18 protein-coding genes and 1 tRNA gene are annotated in these 18221 nt (G+C 38.9%); 6 read left to right on the top strand and 13 right to left on the bottom strand.

All coding sequences use genetic code 11. The features are described from left to right. Position 1 precedes the first annotated feature (1 nt). Together J1G40_RS09445 and J1G40_RS09450 are read left to right on the top strand one after the other, a co-directional pair. Positions 2-448 (top strand): hypothetical protein, encoded by a 447-nt coding sequence (locus J1G40_RS09445; protein WP_265242382.1) that lies wholly within the window; start codon positions 2-4, stop codon positions 446-448. 12 nt (positions 449-460) lie between these two features. After that, positions 461-889 carry a DUF2141 domain-containing protein gene (locus tag J1G40_RS09450; RefSeq protein ID WP_265242383.1) on the top strand — a complete coding sequence of 143 codons (429 nt, stop codon included), beginning with the start codon at positions 461-463 and terminating at the stop codon, positions 887-889. A gap of 36 nt (positions 890-925) precedes the next feature. Here the strand turns inward: J1G40_RS09450 and J1G40_RS09455 are convergent, their stop codons facing one another. Both J1G40_RS09455 and J1G40_RS09460 read right to left on the bottom strand, forming a co-directional pair. Next, the gene (locus J1G40_RS09455; protein ID WP_265242384.1) at positions 926-4192 is read right to left on the bottom strand and encodes a S41 family peptidase; all 3267 of its coding nucleotides are present in this window, start codon (positions 4190-4192) and stop codon (positions 926-928) included. Between the two features lie 175 nt (positions 4193-4367). Then, the gene (locus J1G40_RS09460; protein ID WP_265242385.1) at positions 4368-4769 is read right to left on the bottom strand and encodes a TonB-dependent receptor plug domain-containing protein; all 402 of its coding nucleotides are present in this window, start codon (positions 4767-4769) and stop codon (positions 4368-4370) included. Positions 4770-4966: 197 nt separating this feature from the next. On the opposite strand from J1G40_RS09460, the gene J1G40_RS09465 reads away from it, so the two are divergent. Then, positions 4967-5359 (top strand): DUF423 domain-containing protein, encoded by a 393-nt coding sequence (locus J1G40_RS09465; RefSeq protein WP_265242386.1) that lies wholly within the window; start codon positions 4967-4969, stop codon positions 5357-5359. Between the two features lie 27 nt (positions 5360-5386). On the opposite strand, the gene J1G40_RS09470 is transcribed toward J1G40_RS09465, so the two are convergent. The 7 genes from J1G40_RS09470 to J1G40_RS09500 all read right to left on the bottom strand — a co-directional run bounded on the left by J1G40_RS09470 (position 5387) and on the right by J1G40_RS09500 (position 11822). Continuing rightward, the gene (locus J1G40_RS09470) at positions 5387-6100 is read right to left on the bottom strand and encodes a hypothetical protein (protein WP_265242387.1); all 714 of its coding nucleotides are present in this window, start codon (positions 6098-6100) and stop codon (positions 5387-5389) included. 18 nt (positions 6101-6118) lie between these two features. Beyond that, positions 6119-6871 (bottom strand): DUF4097 domain-containing protein, encoded by a 753-nt coding sequence (locus J1G40_RS09475; protein ID WP_265242388.1) that lies wholly within the window; start codon positions 6869-6871, stop codon positions 6119-6121. Between the two features lie 18 nt (positions 6872-6889). After that, positions 6890-7672: a HEAT repeat domain-containing protein gene (locus J1G40_RS09480; protein WP_265242389.1), complete on the bottom strand. Its 783-nt coding sequence runs from the start codon at positions 7670-7672 to the stop codon at positions 6890-6892. Positions 7673-7674: 2 nt separating this feature from the next. Continuing rightward, entirely contained in the window at positions 7675-8208 is a 534-nt protein-coding gene (locus tag J1G40_RS09485) for an RNA polymerase sigma factor (RefSeq protein ID WP_265242390.1), read from the bottom strand. 347 nt (positions 8209-8555) lie between these two features. Then, complete coding sequence (gene feoB, locus J1G40_RS09490) at positions 8556-10793, bottom strand: ferrous iron transport protein B (protein ID WP_265242391.1); 2238 nt, start codon at positions 10791-10793, stop codon at positions 8556-8558. Then, entirely contained in the window at positions 10790-11035 is a 246-nt protein-coding gene (locus J1G40_RS09495; protein WP_265242392.1) for a FeoA family protein, read from the bottom strand. Before J1G40_RS09495 ends, feoB begins: the two co-directional genes overlap by 4 nt. 112 nt (positions 11036-11147) lie before the next feature. After that, entirely contained in the window at positions 11148-11822 is a 675-nt protein-coding gene (locus tag J1G40_RS09500; RefSeq protein WP_265242393.1) for an SCO family protein, read from the bottom strand. Between the two features lie 157 nt (positions 11823-11979). Here J1G40_RS09500 and rseP point away from each other — a divergent pair, with 157 nt between their 5' ends. The 3 genes from rseP (at position 11980) to J1G40_RS09515 (ending at position 14074) form a co-directional block, all read left to right on the top strand. Further along, positions 11980-13335 (top strand): RIP metalloprotease RseP, encoded by a 1356-nt coding sequence (gene rseP, locus J1G40_RS09505; RefSeq protein ID WP_265242394.1) that lies wholly within the window; start codon positions 11980-11982, stop codon positions 13333-13335. Between the two features lie 177 nt (positions 13336-13512). Next, positions 13513-13589, top strand: a tRNA-Asn gene (locus tag J1G40_RS09510). Between the two features lie 203 nt (positions 13590-13792). Continuing rightward, entirely contained in the window at positions 13793-14074 is a 282-nt protein-coding gene (locus J1G40_RS09515; protein WP_265242395.1) for a GIY-YIG nuclease family protein, read from the top strand. A 228-nt stretch (positions 14075-14302) separates the two neighbouring features. On the opposite strand, the gene J1G40_RS09520 is transcribed toward J1G40_RS09515, so the two are convergent. From J1G40_RS09520 to J1G40_RS09535, 4 genes are all read right to left on the bottom strand, one after another. Continuing rightward, complete coding sequence (locus J1G40_RS09520; RefSeq protein ID WP_265242396.1) at positions 14303-15061, bottom strand: DUF6090 family protein; 759 nt, start codon at positions 15059-15061, stop codon at positions 14303-14305. A 316-nt stretch (positions 15062-15377) separates the two neighbouring features. Beyond that, the gene (locus tag J1G40_RS09525; protein ID WP_265242397.1) at positions 15378-15725 is read right to left on the bottom strand and encodes a hypothetical protein; all 348 of its coding nucleotides are present in this window, start codon (positions 15723-15725) and stop codon (positions 15378-15380) included. A gap of 300 nt (positions 15726-16025) precedes the next feature. After that, complete coding sequence (locus tag J1G40_RS09530) at positions 16026-16829, bottom strand: DUF6090 family protein (RefSeq protein WP_265242398.1); 804 nt, start codon at positions 16827-16829, stop codon at positions 16026-16028. Continuing rightward, positions 16829-17623, bottom strand: coding sequence for a DUF6090 family protein (locus J1G40_RS09535; protein ID WP_265242399.1), 795 nt, complete (start codon positions 17621-17623; stop codon positions 16829-16831). The genes J1G40_RS09530 and J1G40_RS09535 overlap by 1 nt, the downstream gene beginning before the upstream one ends. Positions 17624-18221: the final 598 nt, after the last annotated feature.

Here is an 18221-nt window from a genome sequence, read left to right on the forward strand (position 1 = left end):
AATGGGGAAGAAAAAAAGGCATTGGTTGTGGAATTTGCTGATTGTACTGACTATTTTTGTCTGTATTCTGGCTTTTATCGCACATTATAAGAACTGGACTAAAATTGAGGGTGATCATCTGAGAATTTTATCCGGGGTATACTATAAGGAAATAAAGTTTAATCAGATTGATAGCGTGGTCATGGTCGAAAAAATCCCGCAGATGGAGCGTATTAACGGTTTTTCGGCCTGGGCAAAGGAGAAAGGAATTTTTAAAGATTCACTGAGACCCGATATCAGCGTGAGGGTTTATGTTGATAATCTCAGGCAACCGAAAATTAAGTTAGTTCAGAACGATTCCTTATTGCTCTATCTTAATTTTTCTGATTCCTTGGAGACGCAACGTATGTATGAAATGTTATCTGAAAAAATAGAAGTATTGAACGCTCTTAATACTGAACCAAATTAACATTTAAAGTGTATGAAAGGAGTTTTTGCTATTAAAAGAAGTATTTTCTTATTTCTACTATTTCCTTTAGGGCTTCTTGCCCAAAATTCGCTTTCGGTAGAAGTTCTTGGGGTTAAAAATTCCGAAGGCAAAATTAGTGTGGCAATTTACGATTCATCAGATTCCTTCCTAAAGTTCGACAAGGTATTTAAGACAGACAGTACAAAGGCAAAAAGTGGCAGCACAAAAATATTTATTGGTGATCTGCCGGAAGGCAACTATGCCCTGGCCATATTTCACGATGAAAATGGGAATGATGTATTAGACACCAATTGGCTGGGAATTCCAAAAGAAGCCGTTGGTTTTTCCAATGCCAAAATGAAAACCTTTGGCCCTCCCAGTTTTAAAGAGTGCCTGATAGAACATCACGGTAATGATGAATTAACCGTGCAACTGCAATAAACGTCTATTCAAATATCCTTGAATTTTATTTTCTGGTTATTCCTCTACAAATCCGTCAGGGCGTTTCCATTTCACCGGGGGAGCAGGTTCTTCTTTTAGCTGAAATTCATTTTGACGTAGCATGCGCATAGCTTCTTCAACTCCCTTTTCTAATTGCGGGTCTTTTCCCTGGAGTACTAATTTAGGTTCTTGTATTACTTCAATATCCGGACTGATACCTTGTCCTTCTACAGCCCATTTTGCATTGAGATCAAAGAACCCTCCACGGGGGGCTACCATTCTTCCTCCATCAATAAAGGGAGGGGTATCCCAGGTACCAACCAAGCCACCCCAGGTTCTGGTACCGATCAGAGGGCCAATTTTTTTGGCTTTAAACATATAAGGAAGAAGATCTCCACCAGAACCTGCTCTTTCGTTTATCAACATAACTTTGGGACCCCAAATACCTGCCATTGGTGTGGTCCATGGCCGATTGCCCTCGGTTTTACTATTAAAATAACCGAACAGTTCCCTGTCCATTATATCTATCATGTAATCTGCGGCGTAGCCTCCGCCATTATTTCGCTCATCAATTATAACTCCCTTTTTGTCTTGTTGAGAAAAATAATACCGGTTAAAATATTCAAATCCTCTTCCAGAAGTATTTGGCACATATACATAGGCTAGTTTTCCATTGGAAAGTGCTGCTACTTTTTTACGGTTTGCTTCAATCCAATCAAATGTCCGTAAGCTGTTTTCGCTGCGCACAGGTTGTACCAGGATTTCACGGGCATCACTTTTGTCTGCCTTGCTACCAATGGTCAGGGAGGTTACTTTATTTGCTGTTTGCTCTAACAGGCTATAAGGATTGATTGCCGAATTAAGCTCTTGTCCGTTAATCTCAAAAAGATAATCACCTTCATTAACCCTAATCCCAGGATATGAGAGCGGCGCTCTTAATTCAGGATTCCAATCCCCGCCCTGGTATATTTTTGAAATCCTGTAAAGTCCGTCGTCCGTGCTAAAATCACATCCTAAAAGTCCTATGGGAACCCGGTCCAGATCAGGAAAATCTCCCCCTGAGACATAAGAATGCCCAATAGAAACTTCACCGCTCATTATGTCTACCACATAGTTAAGATCTGTTCTGTGACGTACGTGGTCTATCCAGGGCGAATACCATTTATAAATGTTATCCCAGGGAGCGCCATGAACATTGTCTACGTATAGAAAATCTCGCATATATCGCCAGCCCTCCTTAAAAATCTGATGGTATTCCGCCTGCGGATCCACTTTTATTTTAAAGTCCAGTTTTAGTTTTCCATTACCATTTTCTGGCTTGGCTGAAGTACCAACAATACGCCAGCTTCCATTTTGTTGTACCAGCATACTTTTTCTGTCAGCGGAGACAGAAATTTGGGAAACATTAGTCAAAAATTCTTCTGTCTCCATCTTTTCAGTATCCAGTTTGTGAACGGTAAAGGCGCTTTGGTCGGGAAAGCCTTCCAGGAGGAAAAGACTGTTTTCCGGTCCTTTTTGAACTGCCACATAGTTGGCAAGGATATTACTTGCCGCCCCTTTTCTACTGGTTAAATCTGCCGGATCTATCTTAATGTTCAAAATTTCTTTATGAGCATCTTTGGTTTTACCTCCTTTTTTCTTGTCCGATGTATCCTTGGTTTCCTCCTTGTCACCATTAGCTTCTTCCTCATCGCTCTTTGGAGCATCCGGGGCTTTGCCAGATTCGGAAAGTGCGAAATAGTAAAGGCCTCTGCTGATAGGAATTTCGAGAGAACTCATATCTAACCAACCAGATTGCAGGCCGTAGTCCGTGCTGGCTAAAAAGTAAAGGTAATCGCCTTTTTCTTCCCAAACCGGACTAATGGCATCTGCCATCCCATCCGTTAATTGAGTGGTAGTCCCTGAACTGATATTATAGGCAAACAATGCCTTAAAATGACTGTTAAGCTGCTTTGGATAAACAACCCATTTACTATCCGGGGCCCATACAGGATTCATCGTTCTGTTCGGGTGGGCGTAACCGTCAGTAGCAATTTTTTTCGTTTTTCCACTGCTCAGATTTATGATCCAAATATTGTAATGTGTGTCCGAATAAGCAATATGGGAGCCATCGGGAGACCAATCCGGTTGAAAGTAGAAAGTGGGGTTGGGAAGGGAAAAGGTTTTTTTGTTCTTTCCATATTGGTCCGATACTACCAGGCTATACTCTCCACCGGCATCGGAAAACCATGCGATTTTGTCTCCTTTAGGGGACCATACCGGGCTCCTGTCAGCTATACCGGGCGAGTTGCTTAAATTCCTGTAACTCCCATTTTCTTTTGGGACACTGATTATCTCCCCTCTGAATTCAAAAAGTGCCCGCTTCCCGGAAGGGGAGAGGCTTGGATTTCTGAGGCTGTTACCCGATACGCTTTCCCAGCGTGGTCTGGAGAAATTCATGTCGCCTTTTACATTGATGTCAAGTTGATTGACCGTATTGTCACCGGGCGTTAATACATGCAGATATCCTCCCTGCTCATATACAATGGCCCCTGGGCCAGCATCGAGACTTTTGATATCAAATTTTTTGTGAAATGTATGCTGTTTTTCTTCTTTTGTAGCCGGGTTAAATGACCAAATGTTACTGGCGTAATCTCTTTCTGATATATAATAAACCTCCCCCTTGAACCATACAGGATCTAAGTGCCTTTCATTAGTTGGCTGCGGGGTTCTGATAAGTTCTTTAGTAGCCATGTCAACGATCCATATGGGCATTGCCTGACCGCCCCGGTAATTTCTCCATTCAGGATCCCAGAAAGTGATAGGCACATAGGCAAGTTGACTACCATCCGGGGATAGCTCTCCAAAAGCCGCTCTTGGAATATCTACTGGAGTGGGAAGGCCTCCCTGTGCCGGAACCGTATAGAATTTGTTAGTCTGAGTTGGTTTTCCTTGTCTGCCCGAACGGAATAGAATCTGGCCGTCTGGGGTCCAGCCCTGTACAAAATCTCCTCCCGGATGCCATGTGAGTCTGACAGGCTCTCCACCCTGAGAGGGAATGACATAAACATCGGTATTTCCATCGTACTGGGCACTAAAGGCAAGGTATTGACCATCAGGAGAAAAATGTGGAAGAGACTCATAACCTTCATTGCTGGTAAGCCTTATTGCGTCTCCTCCATTAATTGAAGTTTTCCAGAGATCATTGGCATAGACAAATACGATCTCGTTATCAGACACTGTTGGTTGCCTCAGCAACTGGGTGCCCTGAGCATTTAAATTTAAACCCAGGAGGCAAAGTACTATAATGGAAATATTTTTCATAATCTGTGTTTTATCGGATGAAAGTATCAATAAATAGCCATGTAAACAACAGCAATTAAACTTTCCGGGTATGCTCTAAATCTTTAGAAAATGGGGTCTGCAAAGAAGCTGATGTTAAAATTGACGGAAGCAATTTTTTTATGGTTTAACGGGCTAATTCAAAACTTGGTCCAAATTACCTTATTGTAGAAATCTTAATGACACCACTAGCGCCTCTGGTCCCATAAAAGGAGGCGTCAGGGCCTGTAATTGCTTCAATTTTAGCAACTTCAGTATTTTGCACCAATTGATTTACACTACGGAAAGAATTGCCGACGATATAGCCGTCCAGTACGTATAGTGGTTCTGAATTTCCTCCCGCAACCAGGGTATTGTTGTTTTTATTGAATACAGGTACACCACCTCTAAGGGTTACCCCAGGTAATCTTCTGACTTGATCCAGAAGACTTATAGACATTCTGTTTTTCTGTTCTAACGTTTCGTTTAGTGAAGTTGTATCGGAACTGGAGTTTTTGGAAGTGCCACAAGCCGAAATAGCAATAAGAAACAAAGCAAGAAAACTATTTTTCAAATTCATTTTAAGATAATTTATTTCGTCAATTTACTGATTAAAATAGACTCTACTCCAAGTTTATAAAAAGAAATCTGTAGGGTAATGAGGGTAGGGCATCAAAATAATAAATCCAAAGGTGTACAAATTGTCTCTACTTACAGGCCGTTGGTTGTAGATTTTAGGAACGAATTATACTATGGTTTTGGTATCTTCGCAAGACTATGGAAACCATTTTTATTACGCAGTTGATTGCATCCTTATATGGGTTATTTGCTGTAATATTTGGGGCTTTAGGAGCCCATAAACTGAAAAAAATTTGGAGCGCTGAGCAAATCCAGAGTTTTGAAACCGGGGTAAAATATCAAATGTACCACGCTATTGTGCTATTGGTCCTCAGTTATAACTTTGGATTCACCAATTCCCTGGAATGCTATATTGTGTATTGTTTTGCTTTGGGCACCTTCTTGTTTTCCTTTAGTATCTATGGGCTGTGTTATAGTGGAGCTAAAGGGAAAAAATGGAAGTTTTTAGGGCCGGTTACACCAATAGGGGGCTTAATTTTAGTACTGGGGTGGGCATTGCTGCTATATTCTTTTATAAAGGGGCTGATATGATAGTGCATAACAACCCCTTATCTGTTACTACAATCGTAAATACATATTACCATTGATGGTATTGAGCTTAAGATTATTTGTAGCACTGTCGAAGCTACCTTGCAACTTTTGACCTACGTGTCTGTCTGTCGATTTAAATCTCAGTTTTTCATCGGCATAAATGTTTCCGTGGATAGTTTCGGCAACCAAGGAGGTATTGATCATTCTAAGATCAATTTCCCCATTTATAGTACTCAGATCAAGATCTCCCGAGTACTTTTTTATATTAATGTCTCCGTTAATAAGGTCGGCCTTGAAATCACCTTCAATTACCTCAGATTTTAAATGCCCGTTAATACTACTCACTTTGAATTTGGCATCTTTGGGAACATAGAGGATATAGTTAAATTCATACCAATCCCCGGAATTATAATACCTTCTTTTTTTATCCGGGTTTTCTCTGTTCCATTCATCCTGAAACTTTTTAAATACGGGTTCGGCTTTGGATGTTATAGCAATCTTACCGCCGCTCTCATCAATATCCAATGCATAGGCATCTAAGAACTTCCCATCTTTTGTAGTTACTTCGGCCTTAAAATATACGGTCTGCTTGTCCCAGGTTTTAACTTCTATGTCAGAGGCGAATTTAAGATCTGCATCTATATACTGATTTTTATAAGCAAGGTTTTTCTCAATAACTTTCTGTGCATTCATGCTCAGACTGATCAGGCCCATAAGAGCAAGTGTTACTAGTTTTTTCATGACTGTTCTGTTTTTTGATTATTTTTTTCTTAAGTAAATAGTACCGTTTGTAGATTTTAATTTTATATCAACACCTCCATTGTTTATAGCGCCTTTGACTTTTTTAGTGGCGATTGCTTTCATCCCGTCTTTTTCCGGAACACTAATGTCAAAATTGGTATAGACATTACCATTTATGGTACTTAATAATAGATTCGCCGGGGTGCTGGCTGGTAAGGTTACATCCAATTCCCCGTTGGTGGTGTAAAGGGAAATTGGAGAACTTTGATTTACTTTATCAAATACCACTTGCAATTCCCCGTTGAGGACGTCTGCGGTTATCGGTCCGCTTACATCTTTAATGGCAACGCTTCCGTTAATTTCAGCACTGGCCTCTATCTCACTTTTAAAGCCAGTAATTTTTATATCGCCATTGTATGTTGTTTTGACTGAAATATTTTGATTGGCAGGAAGATAGATTTCAGCGCCTTCGGACTTGCGAAGATTCTTTACAATTAAGTTATTACCGTCTGTAACGACACGAAAACCAACATCTGTATTGTCAGATCCATCAGCGCCAACCAGCTTTAATCCTTTGGCTCTTTCAGGAATTTTAGTTGTCCTTCCAGCGTTAATTAAAAGTTCGTTCTTATTGTGGGTTTTAATAGTAAGATTGGCTTTTGATTCTATTTTAACCCAATCTATCCCTTCCAATGATTTTGAATAATCTTGTTGTGCACTGATTACTGTGCATACAACAGACATTAATAGAATAAGTGCTTTGCGTTTCATTTTTTTGTTTTTTGATGATTAAATAATATTAGGCAATAGTGTTTTAATTTCTTTCTTAACAAAAGGTTGCGTTTCCTGTTGTTGTAATAATTTTTGCATGGGGGCAATGGCTTTTTTTTCCTGCATATCTACCAGGGTATGTATAATAGTTATCTGGATACTGGGATCATTTTCGGTTTCCAGTGCGGCAATAAATGCTTCCTTAACTATGGTAGAAGCTGTGAAATTCCCCAGGGCTTCAACTGCACTTAGGCGTACATTCTTATTATCGTCAAACAGCATTCTATCTGCCAAGGCCTTAATAATGGCATCATCTGGCTGGGCAAACTCTTCAATATAGTTTACTCCCTGGATACGTCTGCTGGCCGATTGATTTTCCATCAAAGACAACATAGCTGTTTCTTTAATTTCCTGGCTTTTATTTTCAAGAGCCGCTATCTCAAGATTTGATTGTTGTTGCTGCTGAAACTTTCCAAGGGCAAAGGTGCCTGCAAGCAGGGCAATACCAGCTGCAATCTTAAGCATGCCTGAAACCCAGTTGCCCCTATGCTCCAATTGAATAACTTTGGAGCTGTTTTGTTTTTCCTCCTCCAGCATTTGGTAGAACCTGGCTTTTACTTGCTTTGAGGGGCGGGCCGTTTGCTCTTCTTTAAATGCCTTTAGGAGTACTCTGGTTGCTTCCAATTCTGCGTTACAGCTTTCACAATTTTTCAAATGTGATTCTACTTCCTTGAGCTGATCGGTATCTAAAAACCCATCTAAGTAGTCTGCTATGAGTTCTTTTATGTGGTTACTTTTCATATCTATACTTTTTCAAAGTAAATCCCCTTTAATTTTTTTAATGCCCGGCTAACTTTTGTTTTGACGGCTCCTGTTGTGGAGTCCATAATTTCAGCCAGTTCGTTATACTTAATTTCCTGCAACCTGTTCAAAATAAGCAACTCGCGGTCTGAATTATTTAACTTGTCGAGCGCTTGTTGCAAATGGGTATAATCCTCAATTTTTTCATTTTGGTCCTCGGTTAACCTGTATTCCATTTGATCTAGGTTGGTATATATACCTTTTGAACTTTTGTAATGAGATGCCAGGCAATTCCTTGCTATGGTAAACATCCATGAAACAAATTTTCCATTGTTGTATGAACTTCTGTATTTAATCAACTTATAAAATACCTCTTGAGTAATGTCTTCACTGAGCATCTTGTCTTTCGACATTTTATAAAGGAAATTATATATATGAACATGATGTCTTTCGAACAGGATCTTCGCTAGATCCAGGTTCCCACCGGCAACTGCTGCCATTAACTCCTCATCCGGGCGTTCTTTCAAAAAAGACATATTTAGTTAGTGTTCATTTCTATATAGTCAGGAATTTACAAAAGGTTACACAAAGGCATAAAAAAAATTGTAAGTACAATTGAAGCCTGGAGCATGACCTCTTTCTTTAAAATAAGATGTTATATAATGGTTGAAGGGAATAGGAGGTAATTATAATCAACGCCTAACTAAAATTCAGAAATTTGAAATGGTAAGTTTAATGGCAGCCGCAATCGTCTTGCCCGCAGCTTTTGGAAGTATTGTTTTTAGATGAAAACAGTCTTTTGGGGAGGATGAATTTCTTGCTGAGATACCCTATAGCTCCTATCAGTGTTAAGTAAACCAATATGTTTTGAATAATTTCCATCTTACTTTAAGATTTGATATGCAATCAACGCTACAATATAAGCAAATGCACTCATAAAAACTAACTGAACAAGAGGCCATTTCCAGCTATTGGTTTCTCTTTTAACTATGGCCAGGGTACTCATACATTGCATGGCAAAAGCATAGAACAACAATAAAGATATTCCTGAAGCCAAATTGAACAAGGGCTCTTTTGTTTTAGAATTTACCTCGGCAGCCATTCTGTGTTTTATGGTATCTTCTTCATCATTCCCAACGCTGTAGATGGTAGCCAGGGTACCAACAAAAACCTCCCTTGCTGCGAATGAGGTTAGAACAGCAATCCCTATTTTCCAATCGTATCCCAGGGGTTGTACAATTGGTTCTATCCCTTTCCCCATTAAACCTATATAGGACTGCTCCAGCTTATAACCGGCAATTTCCTGCTTCTCAGCCCTCTCATTTAAAGCAGTTTCCCTGAATTTAAGGGAATCTCTGAGGTCTTCTGCGCTCAGAGCATAACTTTCATTGCCTATACTGTCTTTAAGCGACTTTTCATATGCTTGTAATTCGTCCAGGATAGTTGCCTGATTGTACTCTGAGTATCCCTGGTTGCTAATTCTATTTTTGACAATGGTCTCTGCATTATTAAATTCTTCTGAATAACCGTTAGAACCCAGAAACCATAAAATGATTGAAATGGCCAATATTATTTTCCCCGCCCCATATACAAAACTTTTGGTTTTTTCGATTACAGTATAGGCAACATTTTTGAGCAAGGGAAGTTTATAACTAGGCATTTCCATTACAAAGAACGACCTTCCTCTGATTTTTAAGATCTTATGCAGGATCATAGCAGATAAAATGGCCGCCCCAAACCCTATAAGATATAACAACATTAGGGTAAGCGCCTGGTAACTCAGACCCAAAAATCTACCCTCAGGGATCACCAGGGAAATTATTATGAGATAAACCGGGAGTCTGGCAGAACAAGTAGTAAAGGGGGTCACCAGTATTGTTATTAAGCGTTCTTTCCAGTTTTCAATATTTCTTGTAGCCATTACCGCAGGAATGGCACAGGCGGTACCTGAAATAAGCGGGACAACACTTTTACCACTAAGCCCGAAAGGGCGCATTAACTTATCCATCAGGAATACTACCCTACTCATATAGCCAGATTCTTCAAGAAGGGCTATAAAGAGAAAAAGAAAGGCAATCTGAGGTATAAAAATTACTATTCCCCCAATCCCTGCCAGGATGCCCTCAGCAATCAAGTTTGTAAAAACACCTGATGGCAAAGTGGTTTTTACCCATTCACTGGCCGCTGCAAATTGCTCATCAATAAAATCCATAGGGTAACTGCTCCAATCGTATATGGCCTGGAAAATAGTGAGTAGAATGATGAAGAATATAAGGTAACCAAAAACCTTGTGGGTAAGTACCTTATCTAAAGTTGCCCTCAACCCACGAGCTGCATTCAGATCTACTTTATACGTTTCTTTTAGGATACCATTGATGAATTGATAGCGTAGAATGGTCTCTTTTTGCTGTAACCTTTTTAATTCTGATTTGGATTTCGTGGTAAACGATGAGGTGTCCTGAACCTCTATTTTCTCGATGGGGGTAAAGTTCACATCCTGGGTAATTACCAGCCATAACTTGTATACATCTTCTTTTGGAAAGGCACGACGTAATCTTTCAAAATATTCAGGGGCTATCAAAGTAGTATCTACATTTTGAACGACCGAAAGATTCTTAAAATCTGCAATTAGCTCCTTTATTTTATCTATTCCAGTACCCTTGCGCGTGCTTACCAGGGCAATTTTGGTGTCTAATTTTTCCTCGAGTAATGGAATGTTTAATGAAATTCCTTTTCTCGACATCCTGTCAGACATATTGATAACCAGTATAGTCGGGATCTTAAGATCTTTAATCTGAGTAAACAACAGCAGATTTCTTTTCAGATTCTCAACATCACTGACTACTACAGCAACATCGGGAAAATCTTTATCTGTTTTATTCAACAGTAATTCTACCACCACACTTTCATCTAAAGAGGTGGTATTTAGACTATATGTCCCGGGCAGATCAAGAATATGTGCCTTTACCCCCCTTGGGAGCTTACAAATACCTTCTTTTTTTTCTACGGTGATTCCGGGGTAGTTACCCACCTTTTGCTTCAGGCCGGTAAGCTGGTTAAAAACAGATGTTTTTCCCGTATTGGGGTTTCCTATCAGGGCAACATTAATACTCTTGCTCATATTCCCCTGGTATCTTCAATCAGGTCTAGCTCTATCAAGGCTGCGATAGATCTTCTGATGGCTATATGTGAACCATTTACATTTATATAAACTGGATCTTTTAAGGGCGCAATCTGTATCATCTCTATTTCATTACCCGGTAGACAGCCTAACTCTAACAGCTTTATCGGCAGTATATCCTCGGCAAATTCTTTGATTATGCCTTTCTCCCCAAGTTTAAGATGCGCTACTGTAAGACTCAATTTTTATTTAGATTGATTATAAGTAAGGACAAATGTAAAGTAAAATTCCAATTAAATAAAATTCCAAATTCCAAATCGGTAAAATTAGATTTTGATGTTTGACATCCAGAATTTACTCTTTGTAAGAAGCTTTTAAAATTTTAAGATCTTCTAATAGCTCTTCAATCTCCTGAGGGTTGGTTCCGTCATAGGTTCCTCTGATCCTTCGCTCTTTATCTACAAGGACAAAGTTTTCGGTATGTATCATGTCAAAATCCCCCCCGTCTCCTTCATCCTTTACAGCAAGGTAAGATTTCCTGGCCAACTCATAAATGTGTTTTTTATCTCCGGTAACCAGATTCCATTTAGCATCTAATACCCCTTTTTCAAGGGCATACTTCTTAAGTTGGGGTACAGAATCTATTTTCGGGGTAACAGAATGAGAAAGGAGTAGTACTTCATCGTCGTCTAAGATGCTCGACTGAATATCCGCCATATTTTTTGTCATTATAGGGCAAATAGTAGGGCAGGTGGTAAAGAAGAAATCTGCTATATAGATTTTATCTCTGTAATCTTCCTGAGTAATCTGCTTTCCATTCTGATTAATTAATGAAAAATCTGCAATAGTATGATAGTTTTTGACATGCACCAGGCTACTGTCTACCAATTCGGGGTTAAAATCTGCCGGCTGGTAAATAGGGAGGGTTTTCTTTGGTTGCAGGGCATTATAAAACAAGTAGATTATAATGGAAGAGAGCACTAAAAGCACTATCCCGAAGAGTTTGTATTTGGCGAAGAAAGACCTCATAGAAATTTTTGCAAAGGTACAGCAGCCCGGGCAACCATTCAAGCTGTAATTCAATAATGCTGCTAAATGTTTCTTAAATCTATTGTTGCTTAACGCTTTTCTTTTTATAAGACCCTCTAAAAGTGTACTTTTGTGCGTTTAATTTTAGAAAAGATACATGAGTCCCATACTGATAAAGACCATACAGTTTTTTTTGAGTCTTTCCTTTTTAATTGTCCTTCACGAATTAGGACATTTTATTCCAGCTAAATTATTTAAGACCAGGGTAGAGAAATTCTATTTGTTTTTTGACATTAAGTTTTCCCTTTTCAAGAAGAAGATAGGTGAAACTGTTTATGGTATCGGATGGTTACCCTTAGGCGGCTATGTTAAGATAGCGGGGATGATAGATGAGAGTATGGACACCGAACAAATGGCCGAAGAACCCAAACCCTGGGAGTTCAGGAGTAAGCCGGCCTGGCAAAGGCTAATTATTATGCTTGGCGGGGTAACGGTAAATTTCATATTGGCGGTGATCATATATATCGGCATGGCCTATTCCTATGGGGATCAATACATACCCTTAAAAAGCCTGAAGGATGGTCTATGGGTAATGGAGAAGGATATAGGGGATGAGTTAGGACTTCAAACGGGAGACAATATCGTTGCCATTGACGGAGAAGAGGTAGTAACATTCAATAGCCTGCTGGGTGAAATTATCAATGGAAATGAGATTACCATAGAACGGGAAGGAAGTATTATTGAGAAAGAAATCCCTGTAGATTTCATTGCCACTTTACTAAAGGATGAAGACAGGATTAGGTTTTTAAACCCCAGGATGCCTTTTATTATTGGGGAGGTTTCCAAGGAATCTCAAAATAAGGATTCGGGCTTGCAAAAGAAAGATCTTATCCTGGCCATAGGGGATCAGGAACTGGAGTATTTTGATCAGGCCAAGGCTATTTTAGAAAACTACAAGGGACAGGATATTTCATTAACCGTAGAAAGAGAAGGGTCTGGCACTTTGGAAATTCCTGTAACTATTAGTGATACGGCAACCATAGGGGTACGCCCGGGGCTTCCTACCTTTGAAGATATGCAGGCCATGGGTTTACTGAAGTTAGAAACCCAGACCTATACTTTCATGGAGTCTATTCCGGCGGGTATAGATAAAGGAGTTACCACACTAACGAGTTATGTAAAGCAACTAAAGAAGATTTTTAACCCCGAGACGGGTGCCTATAAAGGGGTAGGAGGTTTTGCAGCTATTGGTAATATGTTCCCCGACACCTGGAACTGGGCCGCTTTTTGGTCTACCACTGCGCTTATATCCATCATTTTAGCCTTTATGAATATTTTGCCTATCCCTGCTTTGGACGGTGGTCATGTTACATTTTTGCTTTATGAAATGGTGACGGGCAGAAAACCCAGTGACAAATTTTTGGAGTACGCGCAGATGATTGGTTTCTTCTTGCTGATAGCATTATTACTGTTTGCTAACGGCAATGATATTTACAAATGGCTGGTGAAATAAAATCGTATTTTTTTTATTGGGGTATTTGAAAGAAACTGCTATATTTGCAGTCCGAAAATTGGAATAAAATTCCTCCTTACCTGCCTGCCGGCAGGCAGGGCTCAGAACTGAGCTTAGAGCCAAGCGGGCAAATAGGTAATGTTGGAAGGATTAAAGTAAGATTTTACATATTGAAATTCCTCCTTAGCTCAGTTGGTTAGAGCATCTGACTGTTAATCAGAGGGTCCTTGGTTCGAGCCCAAGAGGAGGAGCCAAGTAGTAGAGCAGAGCTCACTACTTGGCTCTGTAGTGAGCTTTGCTCTGCTACAGCGCCAGTTAGAATAAAAGCTCATGGATTTTCCATGAGCTTTTTATTTGAGTTCAATTCACGATAAGAAAGAATATTAAATCTTTGCGCAATACTCACCTTTTTTAGTTCAACGCATGCTTTTTGCAGGATAAACCTATAATTTGCTGAATGCTTCTTCCTTATTGCGTGTATGTCTTGCAAAGCGAAAAAGATCTCTTTTTGTATCATGGGTATACCACAAACCTTTCGCAGCGACTAAAAAGCCACAATTTGGGTAAAACTATTAGTACCTCCAAAAGAAGGCCATTAAGGCTTATCTTTTGTGAATTTTTCTTATGTAAAAAAGATGCGATCCGTCGTGAAACCTATTTTAAGACTACCCAGGGAAAGCGGATGCTTAAACTAGTACTAAAGAGTACCTTTAATGAGATAAAATATCCCAGGCGATGATTTAACGCACCTGCTAATTTTGAGTGAAGCGCCCACCGGTATAGCAGCTATCTTTTAGATCACTTGTCCAGTGGACATTTTTAACGAGGAGCCAGCCGGCGCGGTGGCTTTTGAATTTGGATCGCTATTCGTTAGAAAACTTGGGCGATTTAGTGCCGTGGAATAATGGCGCGTGGGCATTTTTTCAGATCATTAATTTACCTGACTATACAACTCCATCTCATAAGATTATTCGTAGGCTTCAATCCGATTAATCAACTCTTTAGAAAGCTTTTCCAATTCCTTGAAATAATTATCTCGAAACACTTTATGTTTGGTACCATAAAGCCCTGCTGCATAGGTTATGGCTTTAAAAGCATCAGAAGTAGGATCATTTAAGTACCCAAACTCTTCTTCAATCCCATAATTGGTTTTTTCTAAATAAGTGTTCATGATGTAAATATTGGGTGCTTTATCTACCATGATATTTAACACATCTACCGTATATTCATTGAATTCGGCAACATGCTTGGCGGCCTCCTCACTCTTTCTGTAATAATCCAGGAGTAAGGATTTTAATTCGGGATTGGTTATTAATTCCAACTTTCCGGCGTAAAGCATTTCGGAGAAGGTAGAATTTTGAATGGTCATCATTTCTGAGCTATCAAAATATTGAAATAATTTCCAAATAGATTCAGCCTCCGCCAGCGATTGTTGTTTTTCAAAAAGGCAATATAGAAACTCATCACTCCATTCTATGAAGAGGGAAGCATCATAGATACGCCTGTTGTAATAGGCATTATCAACCATTATGTCTTCACGTAGTCTGGACAAAAATTTTAATTCGTCAATATGCTCTTGCTTTTCCTGATTCCAGTTATTCACTTGTAACGCAATGAGAATCCCAATGACCACGAGCAGAATCTCTCCCACCGCATACAGCAGGTATTTACTGAACTTATTGTCAGTTAAAAGTCTTTGACGGATTTGTCGAAAGAAGCGTAGCATGAGTTAGTGGTTGCTCCTACTAATATACTTAATTAATTGATTTAGAGGGAAATGTTATGGTATTCCAGTATGAAGATTACTCAGGAGTATTATGCGACGATTGTGCAGATGAGAGTGTGTGAGGAGAAGGAAAAGAATTAAAAATTGAGTTACAAAAACACTTAAGAACTTCAAGAGTATTAACTAACACTGTTTATTACATTATATACTAAATGTCTAGCGGCCATTTTTACCTAGGAGCCAACAAAAGCCTGGGCCCTTAGTATTTCTTGCGATCATTTAAGAGCTATTATTCTTTTCCTGCTAATCAGCGGTTTTATACGCTGGCTGCCATTTCCCCTTCTCCTACCGGTTCCTTGCCAGTTCTGAGGAATCCCTGGTTTAACTCCCTGGTCCAATGGTAATAAATAGGCTTTTCATTTCTTAGCATATCTATGACGTTCGGATACATAGACATGGGGTAATGCAAATACACCAGTTTATTCCTATTGTCGTAATGAATATCGGGCAACTTTTTATTGTCCGGATGAAAGTTCAGTTGCAGAACAAATTCTTCTTCATTATAACATTTCACAACAACAGGAGGATAAACACGATTTGGCTCATTACCTCCGGCTTGAAAGTGAATCCAGTATTGGGTGATTTCATTGTCGATAATCTTCATAGTTCTAAGGTTTAATTAATAGATCCTTTAAAAGTCTAAAGATCAAGATGTTTTGGCCCTTAACCAATGACGAATATCAGTTGGCGCATTTTTTTATTTTTATGCACAGTTGAGATAAATGATGCCAAGTGAGGATCGGGTGTTCACAAAAAGTTCGTCAGATATTTTTAGGCAGGGGCTATAAAACCAGGCAAGAATATACACAGCAATTATTTTTAACCCTCTGTCCGTTTCGATAGTTCAAGAAGCCGATTATTTTTCAATTTACTAAGTTCACTTTCAATCAGTGAAATTACTTTTTTAGGGTTTTTTATCAATTTCATTTTCGATTTGCAGGATTGTTCGATCCAAAAACCCCCGAATATCAATGGCACGATTTGCCTTGTAGGTTGAATCATCGATTATGTTTTTGATTAACGCCCTGTTATTTGGATTCGATAAAAGTTGCTCCACAGGATTATCTATCACGGCGATATCTAAATAGGAAAAGCCCATGGATGCGATAGAATTTTTTAGCATATCGCTTAGGTTGGATTCCCCGTTATCTTCAAAGGGAAAAGCAAATGCATAACTCACATAATAAGAACGAAGATTGTTCTTAAGCTCCTGATTTTCAAATAACGCAAATAATCCAGTACTTCTAAACTCATCAATAGCGTCCGTAGAGGGTTTAATATGGTTGTTTCTGAGTAGCCAGGAAAATCCTCTTACGATAAAGGCTTTGTCAGTGGTATCCGGAATAGTTCCCCCATAGAGTCCGGACTCATCTATTTCAGGGATTGGACCTGCCTCAGCATAAGGCAAGACCTTTTCAGCAATATTATATTCTTCTAGCAGATAATAGGCAGCTTGTACTCTAAAGGCATGGTAGCTGCGCAGTTGCTCTAATCCACCCCTGTCAGATTTCAGATCCCTTACTAAATTAACAAGTTGTGCTCTAATTCTATCGGCCTCTTGTTGTTCCTCACTCCAATTATTGATCTGTAAAGCAATTAGAATGCCAATGACTACCAAAACTATCTCCCCTATAGCATAAATCAGGTATTTGGAAAATCTGTTTTCCGTAAGCAGTCGTTGTCTAATTTGGCGGAAGAAGCGGAGCATTATTTGTTCAATTTATTAATTTCTCTTTGAATTAACTCTATGGTTTCACTGGCCATTCTTTTCTCCTGGTCTAAATAATCTCGGGTAATCATTCTCTCCACTATAATATCATTCAGCAATCCAGGGAGCATAGGAATCTCCGATAGCTCATTTGTGATTTTATCACCATTTGTATTTAATTTAAAGGATTCCCAGTTGGAGTCATTCGGATACGAGGTTGTCCACGAAAAGTCTATTTTTATTTTGTCTTCTTTGGTCAATATGTTTCGTACGAGATCCCGGTATTTATAAATCCATTGACGCCACTCTGAATTTTCACTTTCTCTATAATTTCGATGTCCCTGCCAATTGTTTAAAAAATTTTTCAAGGTGTCGTTTTTTATTATGGTCAAACGACCCGTTGAAGACAGTTCGGAAGCTGTAGGCAGGTTTATATTATACCGGTTTACTGATGAAGTAAATTCAATGGAGATCGCTAATTTGAGGGTGTCCAAACTTGTTAGTTTACCATTTAAAAAATCTGCCTGATATTCTGCCAAATCCACTAATTCATCTGTCCACTTACCAACAAATTCAACATTCTGGTGTAAATTTTCAAAGTCAGATTTTAAACGGACCAGGTAGTTTAGATAAAGGTTTTCGTCCTTGCTATTCTCATTCCAATTATTAATCTGCAAGGCAATTAAAATACCTATGACTACCAATACAATCTCACCAAAAGCATAAAGCATGTATTTGCCAAATCTGTTTTCTCTGAGTAATTGCTCTCGGAATCGACGGAAGAATTTAATCATTGGTGAAAGGTTGGTGATTCTAAATATATCAATTTATTTGAAGTGTCTGTGGTATTTTAAGTAACTCAATGCCAAGTTAAAATACTTACCCCTTCCTGTTTATACTTTTCTGATCCGGACACCTTCTGATAATTTACAACAACATGTAATTTCCTAAATGTTTTGCGGAATTATTTCTCCAAAAAGGCCAAAGGCGTATTGCATAAGTTCTTTTATACTCTTGATAAGGTACTTATGCTAATGAAATAATTATGAGACCGCAGCTTTTCTCCGGATACCGGTTTGGCCATTTCGTCCTATATCTGGGTGCTTTCGTCCGGTTTCTGATTAAGGGTTGCTTATTCTTATTATATTGGAAGGTTGGCAGTATTAAAAAGGAATTTTTTAAATTTATGTGCTAGCCAGCACATTTAAAACCAAAAACTATTCAAAAACCAGCATTTTTACTTGCCAAGGATTGCTCTGATTTTGACATTCCCGCTATAGTATTTCTATAAGTTTAATATTCCCTAATGGGGATCAAAACTTATAGAATCGGCCTGTTTTATGGATAAAATTGGTTCTTTAACAGTCAAAAATTATTTAAAAGGGTAATTAT

The organism is Muriicola sp. Z0-33, from assembly GCF_026126425.1.
Classification (GTDB): Bacteria; Bacteroidota; Bacteroidia; order Flavobacteriales; family Flavobacteriaceae; genus JAFMPW01.

Excerpts from the sequence above, each read along its gene's own strand:
- J1G40_RS09520 (WP_265242396.1), bottom strand. The coding sequence starts at position 15,061 with ATGCTACGCTTCTTTCGACAAATCCGTCAAAGACTTTTAACTGACAAT.
- J1G40_RS09475 (WP_265242388.1), bottom strand. The coding sequence starts at position 6,871 with ATGAAACGCAAAGCACTTATTCTATTAATGTCTGTTGTATGCACAGTA.
- J1G40_RS09450 (WP_265242383.1), top strand. The coding sequence starts at position 461 with ATGAAAGGAGTTTTTGCTATTAAAAGAAGTATTTTCTTATTTCTACTA.
- J1G40_RS09485 (WP_265242390.1), bottom strand. The coding sequence starts at position 8,208 with ATGTCTTTTTTGAAAGAACGCCCGGATGAGGAGTTAATGGCAGCAGTT.
- J1G40_RS09500 (WP_265242393.1), bottom strand. The coding sequence starts at position 11,822 with ATGAGGTCTTTCTTCGCCAAATACAAACTCTTCGGGATAGTGCTTTTA.
- J1G40_RS09455 (WP_265242384.1), bottom strand. The coding sequence starts at position 4,192 with ATGAAAAATATTTCCATTATAGTACTTTGCCTCCTGGGTTTAAATTTA.
- J1G40_RS09515 (WP_265242395.1), top strand. The coding sequence starts at position 13,793 with ATGCTTCTTCCTTATTGCGTGTATGTCTTGCAAAGCGAAAAAGATCTC.
- feoB (WP_265242391.1), bottom strand. The coding sequence starts at position 10,793 with ATGAGCAAGAGTATTAATGTTGCCCTGATAGGAAACCCCAATACGGGA.
- J1G40_RS09460 (WP_265242385.1), bottom strand. The coding sequence starts at position 4,769 with ATGAATTTGAAAAATAGTTTTCTTGCTTTGTTTCTTATTGCTATTTCG.
- J1G40_RS09480 (WP_265242389.1), bottom strand. The coding sequence starts at position 7,672 with ATGAAAAGTAACCACATAAAAGAACTCATAGCAGACTACTTAGATGGG.
- J1G40_RS09530 (WP_265242398.1), bottom strand. The coding sequence starts at position 16,829 with ATGCTCCGCTTCTTCCGCCAAATTAGACAACGACTGCTTACGGAAAAC.
- J1G40_RS09465 (WP_265242386.1), top strand. The coding sequence starts at position 4,967 with ATGGAAACCATTTTTATTACGCAGTTGATTGCATCCTTATATGGGTTA.
- J1G40_RS09535 (WP_265242399.1), bottom strand. The coding sequence starts at position 17,623 with ATGATTAAATTCTTCCGTCGATTCCGAGAGCAATTACTCAGAGAAAAC.
- J1G40_RS09470 (WP_265242387.1), bottom strand. The coding sequence starts at position 6,100 with ATGAAAAAACTAGTAACACTTGCTCTTATGGGCCTGATCAGTCTGAGC.
- rseP (WP_265242394.1), top strand. The coding sequence starts at position 11,980 with ATGAGTCCCATACTGATAAAGACCATACAGTTTTTTTTGAGTCTTTCC.
- J1G40_RS09525 (WP_265242397.1), bottom strand. The coding sequence starts at position 15,725 with ATGAAGATTATCGACAATGAAATCACCCAATACTGGATTCACTTTCAA.
- J1G40_RS09445 (WP_265242382.1), top strand. The coding sequence starts at position 2 with ATGGGGAAGAAAAAAAGGCATTGGTTGTGGAATTTGCTGATTGTACTG.